Genomic DNA, 13,323 nt, shown 5'->3' on the forward strand with positions numbered 1-13,323 from the left:
GGGTGCGCGGGGCACTAGGTTGGGGGCGTGACCAGTGACACCTTCCTCCGCCTGCAAGCGCGCACCCAGCGCTTCACCCTGGGGACCCCACGAGGGTTCAGCACCGCCCCCGACGGCAGCCACGTCCTGTTCCTGCGCTCGGCCGGGGGTGAGGACCGCACGCACGCGCTGTGGGTGCAGGACCTGGCGACCGGTCAGGAGACCGCCCTGGCCGTGCCCGCCGACCTGCTGGCGGGGGGCGCCGAGGAGCTCTCGCCCGAGGAGCGGGCCCGCCGCGAGCGCTCGCGCAGCCAGGGCGCGGGCATCCTCGCCGCGGCCACCGACGCCGCCGCCCGCACCGCCGCGTTCACCCTGTCCGGTCGCCTGTTCACCGCCGACGCGCTCACCCGCGAGACCCGCGAGCTGCCCGCGACCACCCCGGTGATCGACCCCCGCCCCAACCCCGCGGGCACCCACATCGCCTACGTCGCCGGCGGCGCCCTGCGCGTGATCGGCGTGGACGGCGCCGACGACCGCGCGCTGGCCGAGCCCGCCACCGCGGACGAGGCGCACGGCCTGGCCGAGTTCATCGCGGCCGAGGAGATGCAGCGCTCCCGCGGCTACTGGTGGTCCCCCGAGGGCGATCGGCTCCTGGTCGCGCACACCGACAACGCGCCGGTGCAGCGCTGGCACATCGCGGACCCGGCCAACCCGGCCGCCGAGCCCGCCACCGTCGCCTACCCGGCCGCGGGCACCCCGAACGCGACGGTGCGCCTGGAGGTCATCGGCCTCGACGGTACCCGCACCCCGGTCGCCTGGGACAACAAGGCGTTCCCGTACCTGGTCACCGCGCACTGGTCGCGCCACGGCAAGCCGCTCATCGCCGTGCAGACCCGCGACCAGCGCACCGTCGAGGTGCACGCCGTCGACCCCGCCACCGGGGCCACCGAGCTGCTGCACACCGACACCGACGACACCTGGATCGAGATCTTCCCCGGTGCCCCGGCCTGGACCCCCTCGGGCGAGCTGGTGCGCATCGCGGCGGCGGACGGCGCCAACCGCCTGTTCGTCGGGGACACCTGCGTCAGCGGCGACCTCCAGGTGCGCAGCGTCCTGCACGTCGGTGACGACGTGCTGTTCACCGCCTCCGCCGAGGACCCCACCCAGGTCCACGTCTACACCTCGGGCCCGACCCGGGTGTCCACTGAGGACGGGGTGCACACCGCCGCCCGCGCGGGCGGGACCACCGTGCTGGTGTCGTCCTCGTTGGACTGGGACGGCCCGCGCGTCCGCGTGCTCCGGGACGGCGAGCAGGTCGGTGAGGTCGCCGTGCTGGCCACCACGCCCCCGATCCGCCCCAACGTGCAGCTCCTGACCGTCGGTGAGCGCGACCTGCGCGTCGCCCTGCTCTACCCCTCCGACCACACCCCGGGCACCAAGCTCCCGGTGCTGCTCGACCCCTACGGCGGCCCCCACGCCCAGCGCGTGCTGTCCACCCGCGGCGCGTTCCTGCACCCGCAGTGGCTCGCGGACCAGGGCTTCGCCGTCCTCGTCGCGGACGGCCGCGGCACCCCGGGCCGCGGCCCCGCCTGGGAGCGCGCCATCCACCACGACTTCGCAGGCGCCACCCTCGACGACCAGGTCGACGCCCTCACCGCGGTCGCCGCCGACCACCCCGACCTCGACCTCACCCGCGTCGCCATCCGCGGCTGGTCCTACGGCGGCTACCTCTCCGCCCTGGCCGTCCTGCGCCGCCCCGACACCTTCCACGCCGCCATCTCCGGCGCCCCCGTCACCGACTGGCGCCTCTACGACACCCACTACACCGAGCGCTACCTGGGCCACCCCACCGACCACCCGGACGTCTACGACCGCAACTCACTCATCGACGACGCCCCCACCCTCACCCGCCCCCTGCTCCTCCTCCACGGCCTCGCCGACGACAACGTGGTCGTCGCCCACTCCCTCCGCCTCTCCACCGCCCTCGTCGCAGCAGGCCGCCCCCACACCCTCCTCCCCCTCCCCGGCGTCACCCACATGACCCCGCAGGAGGACGACGTGGCGGAGAACTTCATGCTCCTCCAACTCCGCTGGCTCCGCGAAGCCCTCCGAACCCCCGAGTAACCCCCGGAGCCCCCCTTTCTGTCCTCACCCCCCGCAACAGCCACCACCCGAGCACCCAGCCCCCCACCCAACCCGCTCCCCAAAGAACGGGCGCACAACGAACCCGGCGGCCCGGCTACGGGGATGCCCGGGTGGGTGGTTGTGCTTGACAGGGGAAGGCGATCATGTGCTACCCACGGCCGGGGGGTGGGGCCGAAGGCCTCACCTTTTCCCCACCCCGAGCACATGATCGCCGCAGGGGCCCCTGTCAAGCGCAACCACCCACCCGGGCACGCCCCCAAAATCCCGCTTCTTTTGCTCTGTCTTCAACGACCTGCGCAACCACACCACCCCCGTCTCACGCGCGCTCGTGATCCGACGCGATCCGGTTCATCAGGTTCACCGAATCGAGGCCGTCCAGCGCCGCCGCCGCGATGCTCGCCGCGATCGCGCCGAACCGCTCCACGTCCGCCGCCCCGTCGAGGAACCCCGACGACCCCTCGTGCTCGACGTACACCACCGGCGCGGCCTCGCGGAACCGCATCAGCGAGAACCGCCCCGGGTTGCGGTACCCGCCGTGCCGGAACGGCACCACCCGCACCGTCGTGCCCGGTTGCCGCGCCCGCGACACCAGCCACCGGATCTGCTCGGCCATCGCCGCCGACCCGCCGACCGGCCTGCGCAGCACCGCCTCGTCGAGGAACGCGGCGTAGTGCGGGGCGCTCAGCCGCGACAGCACGGCCTGCCGCCGGGCCTGCGCGCGCACCCGCTCGTCCAGCGCGACGCCGAGGTCGCCGCCGTGGGTGTGCACCGCCCTGGTGTAGGCGGCGGTCTGGAGCAGCCCCGGCACGGCGTGCGGCGCGAAGTCCACGATGGACAGCGCGGTGGCCTCGAACCGGGCCAGCGGCGGCGGGTCGGGGGCGAGGCCGAGCCAGCCGGGGGCGGGGCGGGCGCCCGCGAGGTCGAGCACCAGCTTCCGGTCGGCCTCGCCCGCCCGGTAGACCGCGAGCATGCCGCCGAGCTCCTCGGCGGAGGCCTCGCGCTTGGCGTTCTCGGTGCGGTTGAGGCTGGCCGAGGAGATGCCGAGCCTGCGCGCCGCGCCCCGGGTGGTCAGCCCGGCGCGCACGCGCAGCTCGACCAGCTCGCCCGCCAGCGCGCGGGTGCGCGCGGGGAGTCGATCGCTCATGCGGCCACAATGGGCCACAAAGGCGCGTTCGGCAACCGCGCCGATCGGGGGAACCGTTGCAGGGCTTGAACTCCGGCCTTGCCGGGGTGGGAAGGATCAGGCGCCGGGGGCGAGCGCGCGCACGAGCGCGGCGGGGTCCTCGCCGGTGGGCAGCACCGCGATCACCGGGGTGTCCATCCCGTTGTCGGCGTAGGCCTGGACCTTCTCCCGGCACCGCGCGGGGGAGCCGTGCACGATCAGCTCGTCCACCACGTCGTCCGGGATGGCGGCGTTGGCGCCCTTGCGGTCGCCCGCCGCCCACAGCTCGTGCATCGGCCGCAGCCGCTCGCCGCGCCCGAGCCAGTCGTGGAACGCCGCGTAGGCGCCGACGGTGAGGTAGCTGCTGATGAGCAGCCTGCCCAGGCCGCGCGCGGCGTCGGCGTCCTCGGTGGGGCAGACGAACACCCGGCCCACCAGCTCACCGCCGGTGCCCAGCTCCGAGCGCACCTGCGGGACGTCGGTGGCGGCCAGCCAGTTGGTGATGGCGCCGTCGGCCTCGCGCGCGGCCAGCCGCAGCATCCCGGGGCGCAGCGCGGCGAGCAGGATCTCCGGCGGGGCCGCGGGCGGGCGCTCCAGGCGGAACTTCGCCACCGAGAACGTGTCGTACTCGGCGGTGACCTTCTCCCCGGCCAGCGCCGAGCGCAGGAACCGCAGCGTGTCCCTGGTGCGCTTGAACGGCTCCTCGAACGGCACGGCGTTCCAGTCCGAGACGATGGTGGGCGAGGAGGTGCCGATGCCCAGGGCGAACCGGCCCGGCGCCAGTTCGGCGATGGTGGCCGCGCTCATCGCCAGCAGGCCGGGGCCGCGGGTGTAGACGGGGGTGATCGCCGTGCCCAGGCGCAGGTCGGGCGCCCACTCGGCGGCGAGGGCGAGCGGGGTGAAGGCGTCGGTGCCCGCGGTCTCGGCCGACCAGGCGTCGGTGTAGCCCAGGTCGGGCAGCTCCTTGACCAGCTCGCGGTGCGCCTGCAGCGGCACCCCGGTCAACGGCAGCGTGATTCCCCACCGAGCCATGCGACCTCCTCGTCCGGACACGTCGCTGGCACCCTACCGCTAGGTAACATGCATCACGCAACAAGCAGTGTCCGCACCTGGGCCACCAGGTGCAGCGACCCCGTCACCAGCTTCAGCGCCTCGGGACGCGCGCGCAGCACCGCCAGCGCCTCGACCAGGTCGCCCGCCACCTGCACCGACCCGAAGCCCAGTTCCCGTGCGCGCGCGGCCAACTCCGGCGCGGGTGTCGAGCGCCGCCACTGGTCCCCGGAGGCGCTGAAGCCCGGCACGACCAGGTGGGTCGTGAGCGGCAGCAGCGCCCGCAGCGCCGCGTCCACCTTCTCCTGCGGGGCTCGCAGCAGGTTGGCCAGCACCGCGCCGGGCCCCACCCCGCGCTCGGCCAGGCTCGCCCGCAGCGCGTCGATCTTCTGCGGGTTGTGCGCGCCGTCCAGCAGCACGCCCGCGCACTCCTCCAACCGCCCCGGCGGCGCGTCGCCCACCACGTCCGGGGGCTCGGCGCCCAGCACGCACCGCGCCGCCGCGCGCGCCAGCGCCCAGTTGCGGCGCTGGAACAGCGGCAGCGCGGCGGGCCCGCCCGGGTCGACCAGCTCGACCGCGGCGCCCACCGACCGGGCGTGCGCGAGCACCACCGACTCGGCCACCGGGTCCTGCCGCAGCAGCACCACCCGGTTGCCGGGGTGGATGATCCCCGCCTTCTGCGCCGCGATCTCCGGCAACGTCGACCCCAGCACCTCGGTGTGGTCGAGGCCGATGTCGGAGATCGCGCACACCTTGTCGGCCCTGGTGGCGGTGTTGGTGCAGTCGAGCAGGCCGCCCACGCCCGTCTCCACCACCGCGACGTCGACCCCCAGTTCCGCGAACACCCAGAAGGCGAACGCGGTCAGCACCTCGAAGTAGGTCAGCTCGTGCTCGCCCACCAGGCCCAGGAACCGGTCCAGCAGCGCCACGAACTCCGCGTCCGGCAGCGGCCCGCCGTCGACCTGGACCCGCTCGGTGACCGAGGTGATGTGCGGGGACACGGTCAGGCCCGTCCGCAGCCCGGCGCCCGCCAGCGCGGCGCGGGCGAAGTAGGCGGTGGAGGTCTTGCCGGAGGTGCCCGCCACGTGCAGCACGCGCACCCGGTGCTGCGGGTCACCGAGGCCCGCGAGGAACGCGCGCAGCCGGTCGAGGGAGTACCCGGCGCGGAACCGCGCGCCGCGGGGGACGAACCGGTCGAGCGCGGCGACCGCCCCGTCGAGCGAGGTCAGCATCCCGGCTCCCGGTCAGGGGCCCCGTTACCATCTGGGGCCATGAAGGATTCGACGATCGGCTCCTGGCTCGCCGAACTCGGGGATCGTACCCCCACCCCGGGTGGTGGCGGTGCCGCCGCGCTGCTCGCCGCGACCGGGGCCGCGCTGGTCGGCATGGTCAGCGCGTACACCACCGGCGGCAAGTGGGCCGACCGCGAGGACGCCATGCGCGCGGTCAAGGCCGAGGCCGACGAGCTGCGCGCCACCGCGCTGGACCTGGCCGCGGCGGACGCCGAGGCCTTCGCGACCGTGGGCATGGCCTACGGGCTGCCGCGCGAGTCCGACGAGGACAAGGCCGTGCGCCGCGAGGCGATCCAGTCCGCGCTGGTCGGCGCCGCGCAGCCGCCCGCCGAGGTGGGCAGGCTCGCCGCGCGGGTGGTGGAGCTGGCCGACGGGCTGGTCGAGCGGGGCAACCCCAACGTCGTCTCCGACGTGGCCGTGGCGGCCTCCAGCGCCGCCGCCGCGCTGGAGGCAGCCATCGTCAACATCGAGATCAACGCCGCCGCCATCAAGGACGAGGCCTACGTGGCGCAGCTGCGCGGGCAGGTCGAGGAGCTGACCGCGGCCATCGAGCGGGCCCGCGGTGTCGTCGCGCGCGTGCGGGAGGGCCTCCGTGGCTGACACCCTGAGCGGCAAGGCGCTGGCCGCCGAGATCCGCGCCGACGTCACCGAGCGCGCCGCCAAGCTCACCGCCGCGGGCACCACGCCGTCGCTGGCGATCGTCGTGGCCACCGACGACGACGGCACGCTGTGGTACGTCCGCTCGATCGTCAAGGCCGCGGAGAAGGTCGGCGTCACCGCCACCATCCACACCGTCGAGCCGCCCACGGCCGAGGCGATCGGCGCCAAGCTCACCGACCTCGCCGCCGACGACTCGGTGCACGGCGTCATCCTCCAGACCCCGCTGCCCGAGGGCGTGTCGCTCACCGACCTGTCGCACCTGCTGCCCGCGGCCAAGGACATCGACGGCGCGAGCCCGGTCAGCGCGGGCAACCTCACCCTGGGCCTGCCCGCGTTCGCCCCCGCGACCGCGCAGGCGTGCATGGAACTGCTGGCGCACCACGGTGTCGAGCTGTCCGGCAAGCGCGCGGTGGTGCTCGGCCGCAGCGCGGTGGTCGGCAAGCCGGTGGCGCAGCTGCTGCTCCAGGCGAACGCCACGGTGACCATCGCCCACTCGCGCACCGCCGACCTGCCCGCCGTCGCCCGCACCGCCGAGGTGCTGGTGGTCGCCGTCGGCCGGGCCGACTTCGTCACCGACGAGCACGTCGCGCCGGGTGCGGTGGTGGTGGACGTGGGCACCAACACCGCGGCGGACGGCTCGCTGGTGGGCGATGTCGCCGCCGCCTCGGTGGAGCCGGTCGCGGGCGGTCTCACCCCGGTCCCCGGCGGCGTCGGCCCGGTGACCACGGCGCTGCTGCTGCGCCACGCGGTGTCCGCCGCCGAGGGCACCTTCGACCGCTGACCAGCGCGGACCGTGCAGTGCGCGGGATCACCACCACCCCGGAGGTGATCGACTCGTAGAGTCGGTAAGGGTGCCCTCACCCGACGACGAAGGGGTCCGATGACGCGCTCGCCCGCCGCCCTGGCCGCTGCCGACGCGGTCCGCCCGCTCGTGGCGATCGCCCTCGACGCGGTGGCGGCGGGCGCCGCCGCCCGGGGCGGCCCGCTGCCCCCGGGCGGCCCCGGCGGCCTCGGGGCGGGCGCGGACCCGGTGCCCGAGCGCGGCGTCGGCGCCGAGGCGGCGCTGCGCGCGCTGGTCGCCCGGTTCGCCGCGGGCGCCGCCGACCCGGCCGACCCGTGGTGCGCCGCGCACCTGCACTGCCCGCCGCTGGCCGTGGCCGCCGCCGCCGACCTGGTGGCCAGCGTGCTCAACCCGTCGATGGACTCCTGGGACCAGGCGCCCGCGGCCAGCGAGCTGGAGGCGGAGCTGACCAGGGGCATCGCCCGGCTCTGCCACCCGGGTGCCGCCGCCCCCGACGCGCTGGTGACCACCGGCGGCACCGAGTCCAACCTGCTCGGGCTGCTGCTGGCCAGGGAGTCGCGCGGCCGGGTCACCGTGGTGTGCGGGCGCAACGCCCACCACAGCGTCACCCGCGCCGCGTGGCTGCTCGGCCTGCCCGCCCCGGTGCCGGTGGACTGCGCGGGCGACCGGGTGGACCCCGCGTCGCTGGCCGCGGTGCTGGCGCGGGTCGACGGGCCCGCGGCTGTGGTGGCCACGCTCGGCACCACCAACACCGGCGCGCTCGACCCGCTGCCGGAGATCGAGGCCGCGGCGGTGGCGGCGGGGGCCTGGCTGCACGTCGACGCCGCGTACGCGGGTGGCCTGCTGTTCAGCGGCAGGCGCGCGCTGCCGTCGTTGGCCCGCGCCGACTCCGTGGCGCTCGACCTGCACAAGTTCGGGTGGCAGCCGATCGCCGCGGGCCTGCTGGTGTGCCGCGACGCGGGCGTGCTGCGGGCCCTGCACACCACGGCCGACTACCTCAGCGCCGACGACGACACCGAGGCCGGGCTGCCCGACCTGCTCGGCCGGTCGCTGCGCACCTCCCGCCGCCCGGACGCGTTCAAGATCGCGGTGACGCTGCGCGCGCTGGGTCGCGCGGGCATCGGTGAGCTGGTCGACCACTGCTGCGACACCGCCGCGGGCGTCGCGGCGGCCGCCCGCGCGCACCCCGCGCTGCGGGTGTGGGGCGAGCCGTCGCTGTCCACGGTGCTGTTCCGCCCCGCGGACACCCCGGACGCGGTGGTGGCCCAGGTCCGCCGCGACCTGCTGCGCTCGGGCCGGGCGGTGGTGGGGCGCGCCGACCTCGACGGCGAGCTGTGGCTCAAGCTCACCATCCTGCACCCGCACGCCACCGCCGAGACCTACGCGCCGCTGCTCGACCTGGTCGCGGACGCGGCGAGGCGGGCGGCATGACGGCGCTGGACCTGGTCGGGGTCGGCGTCGGCCCGTTCAACCTGGCGCTGGCCGCACTGGCCCGCGGCACCGGGCTCACCACCGCCTTCCACGAGCGGGAACCGGAGCTGCGCTGGCACCCGGGCATGCTCATCGACGGCAGCACGCTGCAAGTGCCGTTCCTCGCTGACCTGGTGAGCCTGGTCGACCCGACGAACCCCCTGTCGTTCCTGAACTACCTCCGGGCGCGCGACCGCTTGTTCCCGTTCTACTTCGCGGAGAGGTTCCACGTGCCGCGCACGGAGTACGACGACTACCTCCGGTGGGCGGCCGCGCAGTTGCCCTGCCACTTCGACAGCGCTGTCAGCTCTGTGCAGTGGTCGGACAGCGCCAACGCGTTCGCCTTGGACATCGCCGGGGAGACTGTGCACGCGCGGACAGTCGTGTTGGGCGTGGGCACGGGACCTGTTGTCCCGCAGGCGCTGAGCGGGCTGGAGCACGTGACGCACTCGGCGCACTACCTGTCGGTGCGGGATCGGCTCACCGCTGCCGACGATGTGACAGTCGTCGGTTCCGGGCAGTCCGGCGCTGAGGTGTTCCTCGACCTCCTGCGGCGGCGCACCGGCAGCACGCGGTGGCTGACCAGGACGCGGGCGTTCGCACCGATGGAGTACTCCAAGCTGGGGCTTGAGCAGTTCACCCCCGATTACACCCGCTACTTCCGCGGCCTCGCCGGCCCGGTGCGCGACGCCCTCGTGCCCGCGCAGTGGCAGCTCTACAAGGCGATCGACGCCGAGACCATCGCGCAGATCCACGACGAGCTGTACCGGCGCACCATCGGCGGGGAGTGGCCGGACGCCGTGCTCACCCCCGGCGTCGAGGTCGTCGGCGCCCGCGCGGTGGGTGGCGGCGTGGAGCTGTCCCTGCGGCACGTCGACCAGGGCACCACCGCGGCGGTGCGCACGTCGGAGGTCGTCTGCGCCACCGGGTACGCCGAGCGCGACCTCACCGGCCTGCTCGGCGACCTCCCCGCGCTGGACGAGCGCGGCAGGCTCGTCGTGGACGGCGACCACCGCGTCGCGCTGCGCGCGGGGGTGGGGGGCGCCCTCTACGCGCAGAACGCCGATCGTCACACGAACGGGGTAGGCGCGCCGGACCTGGGGTTGGCGGCGTGGCGCGCGGCGACCATCCTCAACTCCGCGTGCGGGCGCGTGGTGCACCGGCTGCCCGACCGCACCGCGTTCACCACCTTCGGACTGCTCGACGGACGGGAGTGAGCTTGTGACGGCGTGGCGCGAGGCCGGGTCGCTGGTGACCCACAAGGCGCTCGGCGAGCTGAGCTACGAGGGCCTGCTGCGCCCCGAACCGGACGGCGACCCCGACGACCGCGGCCACCGGCCCTGGCGGCTGGAGCTGTCCTCGGGCGCGGTCTACCGCTTCCACGCCCGGCGCGGCGCCTTCGAGTCCTGGAGCGTGCGGCCCGGCTCCGCGACCCGCGACGGCCATCCCGCCGACGACCCGCGCGCGCTGGTCGTCGACGCCCGCGCCGAGCTGGGCCTCACCGGGCTGCGCCTGGCGGACGTGCTCTCCGAGCTGACCGCGACCGTCGCCAACGAGGCCGCCCGCCTCGACCGCGCCCCCAACGCCGCCGAGCTGGTGCTCCTCGATTACGACAGCGCGGACGGCCACCTCACCGGCCACCCGCGCATCGTGCTGAACAAGGGCCGGGTCGGCTTCTCCGCCGCCGACCGCGACCGGTACGCCCCGGAGTCCGGCCGCGACTTCGCCCTGCCGTGGCTGGCTGTGCACCGCGACCACGCCTCCTTCCGCAGCGTCGAGGGGTTGAGCGCGCGGCAGCTGCTCACCGAGGAGCTGGGGGAGGAGCTGCTGGAGCGGTTCCGCGCCAAGGTGCCCGACCCGGACGACTACGTGCTCGTGCCGGTGCACCCCTGGCAGCTCGACGAGGTGATCGGCGTGCTCTACGCCGGGGAGATCGCCACCGGCGCCGTCGTCCCGGTGGGGGAGAGCACCGACCGGTACCGCCCGCACCAGACCGTGCGCACCCTGGCCAACGCCACCGACCCGGTGCGCAGGGACGTCAAGACGGCGGTGTCCGTGCGCAACACGCTCGTCTACCGGGGCTTGGCGTCCGCGGCGACGCTCGCCGCCCCGCAGGTCACCACGTGGCTGCGCGCGGTGCACGACGCCGACCCGCTGCTGCGCGACGACTACCGCTTCGACCTGCTGGGCGAGGTCGCCAGCGTCTCCGTGCGCCACCCGCTGTTCGGGGCGGTTGACGAGCTGCCCTACCGGTTCCACGAGACCCTCGGCGCGCTGTGGCGCGAACCGGTCCGCACCCGCCTGGCGCCGGGGGAGCGCGCGCTGTCGTTTGCCGCGCTGCCCTACCGCGGACCGGACGGTCAGTCGGTCATCGCGCACCTGATCGGCACATCGGGGCTGTCCACCGACGAGTGGACGGGCCGGGTGCTCGACCTGCTGCTCACCCCGCTGCTGCACTGGCTGCTGGAGCACGGCGTCGGCTTCTGCCCGCACGGCCAGAACCTCATCCTCGTCACCGACGACCACGGCGTGCCGCTGCGGGTGGCCATCAAGGACTTCGCCCAGGGGGTCGACCTGCTCGACGAGCACCTGCCCGCCTACGACCTGCTCGGCGCGGAGGCCTCGGCGGACATGCTGCGCTGGCCCGCGCACCTGCTCGCGCAGTCGCTGTTCAGCTCCGTGTTCGCCGGGCAGCTGCGCTTCCTCGCCGAGGTGCTGCTCGACGACCTCGACCACCCGCGGGCCCGCCTCTGGGCGCGGGTCCGCGAGGTCGTGGGCCGCTACCGCGACGCCCACCCCGCGTCCGCGGCCCGCTTCGACGCGTGCGGGCTGTTCGCCGCCGACGTCGAGCGGGTCTGCCTCAACCGCGAGCACCTGGCGGGCGAGGGCTTCGACAAGGTCGACCGCGACGACGAGTTCGACGTCCGCTCCGGCCGCGTCCCCAACCCGCTGGCAGGACCCGACCCCGGAGGCGCCTGGTGACCCCCCTCGACCACCGCAGACCCACCGGCCCGCGCACCCTGGCCGACCGCGCCCGCCGCGCCTCGGCCATGGCCGGGCAGCTGCGCGACGCGGTCGCCACCGGCGCCGCCCGCCGCGTGGTGTGCCTCGTCCCCGACCCGCACGCCCGCTTCGACGCCGTGGAGCTGAGCGGCCAGTCCTTCGTGGACACCGCGATGGTGGGCGGGTACGGGCTGTGCGCCTACCTGTTCGGCACCAACGCCGAGCGCGAGGTCATCAACGCCTCCGCGGTGGACCAGTTCCTCGGCGGCTACGGCGACCTGCGCCTGCGCCCCGACCTGGCGACGCTCGCCCCCGACCCGGCCCGCGCCGGGGTGTGGCTGGTGGTGTGCGACGTGGAGTGGCCCGACGGCCGCGCCGTGCCCGAGGCCCCCCGCACGGCCCTGCGCGACCAGCTGGCGGCCCTGGAGCAGGTGGACCTGGTGCCCTCGATCGGCATCGAGCACGAGGTGACCTTTACCGACCCCTCCGGGCAGCCGCTGACCCGCACCGGCCTGGACTACGCGGTGCACGCGCTCTCCCCCCTCCGCACCCTCTTGACCACAGTGGACGAACACCTCGACCGCCTGGACATCGGCCTGGAGTCCGCACGGGGCGAGGTCCACCCCGGCCAGTACGAGTACGTCCTGCGCCACCGCGACGCCCTCGCGGCCTGCGACGACGCCATGCTGCAACAACTGGCCATCCGCACCGCGGCGTCCACCCACGGCGCGCGCGCGGGCTACCTGGCCGCGGAGGCCCCGGGCACCGGCAGCTCCTGCCACGTGCACCTGTCGCTGTCCGACCCGGGCGGCGCCCCCCTCGTGGCGGGCTCGAAGCCCACGGAGATGTCCACCCTGTTCGGCCACTTCCTCGCGGGCGTGCTGCGCGCGGCCCCCGACCTCACCCCCTTCTGGGCCCCCACCTGGAACTCCTACGTCCGCCTGCGCACCGCCCCGTTCTCCCCCCGCACCGTCAGCTGGGGCACCGACAACCGCACCACCGCGGTCCGCCTCGCGGGCCGCGGCCCCACCCTCCGCATGGAAGCCCGCTTCGCAGGCGCCGACGCCCAAGTCCACCTCGTCGTCGCCGCCCTCATCGCCGCAGGCCTCTCCGGCATCACCGAACGCCTCCCACCCCCCACCGAAGGCCGAGTCCAGGGCGATCTCCCCCGAACCCCCTGGGAAGCCCACCACCGCCTCGCCACCAGCAAACTCGCCCCCACCCTCCTCGGCGAACCGGTCGTCGAGCACAAGCTCGCCCTCTTCGCCGAAGAACTCGCCCAATCCCTCGACCCCGTAACCCCCTGGCACCGCACCCACGGCGACCTCCGGGCCTGACCCCAGCCCCATCCCCGGCTTCGCCCCACCACCACGTCGGCGCCATGCCCCACCGGCAGCCCTGTTCAGCCACCCCTGCGCGCGAGCGCAGGGGTCCCCCGGGCAAGGGGACCCCTGTTTTCAACGCTACCGGCGCGGGGCAACGAAACTCGACCCGTGCGCAAGTTCTGTGGACACCCCAGCGGGCTGTGGACAACCCCAGACCCCAAGCCCAAGCCCAACCGCGCTTTCGCCCTGCCCACAACGCCATCGCCTACGCAGCAGGCGACCCACCCACGCCCCTGCTCGACGCGCTCGTCCTTCGTCCTTCAACACAACGCCACCACCCACCCAACCGGCGGTCCGGCTACGCCGGTGCTCGATGCGGTGGTCTTGTTTGGCTGGGGTGGGCGATCATGTGCTACCCACGGCGGGGGGGGGGGG

The 13,323-nt window shown here is 75.0% G+C and carries 10 protein-coding genes; 7 read left to right on the top strand and 3 right to left on the bottom strand.

What is annotated here, in order from left to right; translation table 11 throughout:
- Positions 1–27 precede the first annotated feature (27 nt).
- Positions 28–2,103 carry a S9 family peptidase gene (locus BJP25_RS03125; protein ID WP_075973237.1) on the top strand — a complete coding sequence of 692 codons (2,076 nt, stop codon included), beginning with the start codon at positions 28–30 and terminating at the stop codon, positions 2,101–2,103.
- 337 nt (positions 2,104–2,440) lie between these two features.
- Here the strand turns inward: BJP25_RS03125 and BJP25_RS03130 are convergent, their stop codons facing one another.
- From BJP25_RS03130 to BJP25_RS03140, 3 genes are all read right to left on the bottom strand, one after another.
- Positions 2,441–3,268 carry a helix-turn-helix domain-containing protein gene (locus tag BJP25_RS03130; RefSeq protein ID WP_084793625.1) on the bottom strand — a complete coding sequence of 276 codons (828 nt, stop codon included), beginning with the start codon at positions 3,266–3,268 and terminating at the stop codon, positions 2,441–2,443.
- Positions 3,269–3,364: 96 nt separating this feature from the next.
- On the bottom strand, positions 3,365–4,318 hold the full coding sequence (locus tag BJP25_RS03135) for an LLM class F420-dependent oxidoreductase (RefSeq protein ID WP_075973238.1): 954 nt from the start codon (positions 4,316–4,318) through the stop codon (positions 3,365–3,367).
- A gap of 53 nt (positions 4,319–4,371) precedes the next feature.
- Entirely contained in the window at positions 4,372–5,568 is a 1,197-nt protein-coding gene (locus tag BJP25_RS03140) for a bifunctional folylpolyglutamate synthase/dihydrofolate synthase (RefSeq protein WP_084793626.1), read from the bottom strand.
- Positions 5,569–5,607: 39 nt separating this feature from the next.
- Between BJP25_RS03140 and BJP25_RS03145 the strand changes: the two genes are divergently transcribed.
- The 6 genes from BJP25_RS03145 to BJP25_RS03170 all read left to right on the top strand — a co-directional run bounded on the left by BJP25_RS03145 (position 5,608) and on the right by BJP25_RS03170 (position 12,900).
- Positions 5,608–6,228: a cyclodeaminase/cyclohydrolase family protein gene (locus BJP25_RS03145; protein ID WP_075973239.1), complete on the top strand. Its 621-nt coding sequence runs from the start codon at positions 5,608–5,610 to the stop codon at positions 6,226–6,228.
- Positions 6,191–7,069: a bifunctional 5,10-methylenetetrahydrofolate dehydrogenase/5,10-methenyltetrahydrofolate cyclohydrolase gene (locus tag BJP25_RS03150; protein ID WP_075973240.1), complete on the top strand. Its 879-nt coding sequence runs from the start codon at positions 6,191–6,193 to the stop codon at positions 7,067–7,069. Before BJP25_RS03145 ends, BJP25_RS03150 begins: the two co-directional genes overlap by 38 nt.
- 99 nt (positions 7,070–7,168) lie before the next feature.
- Positions 7,169–8,521 (top strand): pyridoxal phosphate-dependent decarboxylase family protein, encoded by a 1,353-nt coding sequence (locus tag BJP25_RS03155; RefSeq protein ID WP_075973241.1) that lies wholly within the window; start codon positions 7,169–7,171, stop codon positions 8,519–8,521.
- Positions 8,518–9,777: a lysine N(6)-hydroxylase/L-ornithine N(5)-oxygenase family protein gene (locus BJP25_RS03160; RefSeq protein ID WP_075973242.1), complete on the top strand. Its 1,260-nt coding sequence runs from the start codon at positions 8,518–8,520 to the stop codon at positions 9,775–9,777. The genes BJP25_RS03155 and BJP25_RS03160 overlap by 4 nt, the downstream gene beginning before the upstream one ends.
- A 4-nt stretch (positions 9,778–9,781) precedes the next feature.
- Entirely contained in the window at positions 9,782–11,542 is a 1,761-nt protein-coding gene (locus BJP25_RS03165; RefSeq protein WP_075973243.1) for an IucA/IucC family protein, read from the top strand.
- Complete coding sequence (locus BJP25_RS03170) at positions 11,539–12,900, top strand: type I glutamate--ammonia ligase (RefSeq protein ID WP_075973244.1); 1,362 nt, start codon at positions 11,539–11,541, stop codon at positions 12,898–12,900. Before BJP25_RS03165 ends, BJP25_RS03170 begins: the two co-directional genes overlap by 4 nt.
- Positions 12,901–13,323 lie beyond the last annotated feature (423 nt).

The organism is Actinokineospora bangkokensis, from assembly GCF_001940455.1.
GTDB lineage: Bacteria > Actinomycetota > Actinomycetes > Mycobacteriales > Pseudonocardiaceae > Actinokineospora > Actinokineospora bangkokensis.

What these genes read in the sequence shown, in the direction of transcription:
- BJP25_RS03130 (WP_084793625.1), bottom strand. Translation starts at nt 3,268, where the DNA reads ATGAGCGATCGACTCCCCGCGCGCACCCGCGCGCTGGCGGGCGAGCTG.
- BJP25_RS03135 (WP_075973238.1), bottom strand. Translation starts at nt 4,318, where the DNA reads ATGGCTCGGTGGGGAATCACGCTGCCGTTGACCGGGGTGCCGCTGCAG.
- BJP25_RS03140 (WP_084793626.1), bottom strand. Translation starts at nt 5,568, where the DNA reads ATGCTGACCTCGCTCGACGGGGCGGTCGCCGCGCTCGACCGGTTCGTC.
- BJP25_RS03145 (WP_075973239.1), top strand. Translation starts at nt 5,608, where the DNA reads ATGAAGGATTCGACGATCGGCTCCTGGCTCGCCGAACTCGGGGATCGT.
- BJP25_RS03155 (WP_075973241.1), top strand. Translation starts at nt 7,169, where the DNA reads ATGACGCGCTCGCCCGCCGCCCTGGCCGCTGCCGACGCGGTCCGCCCG.
- BJP25_RS03160 (WP_075973242.1), top strand. Translation starts at nt 8,518, where the DNA reads ATGACGGCGCTGGACCTGGTCGGGGTCGGCGTCGGCCCGTTCAACCTG.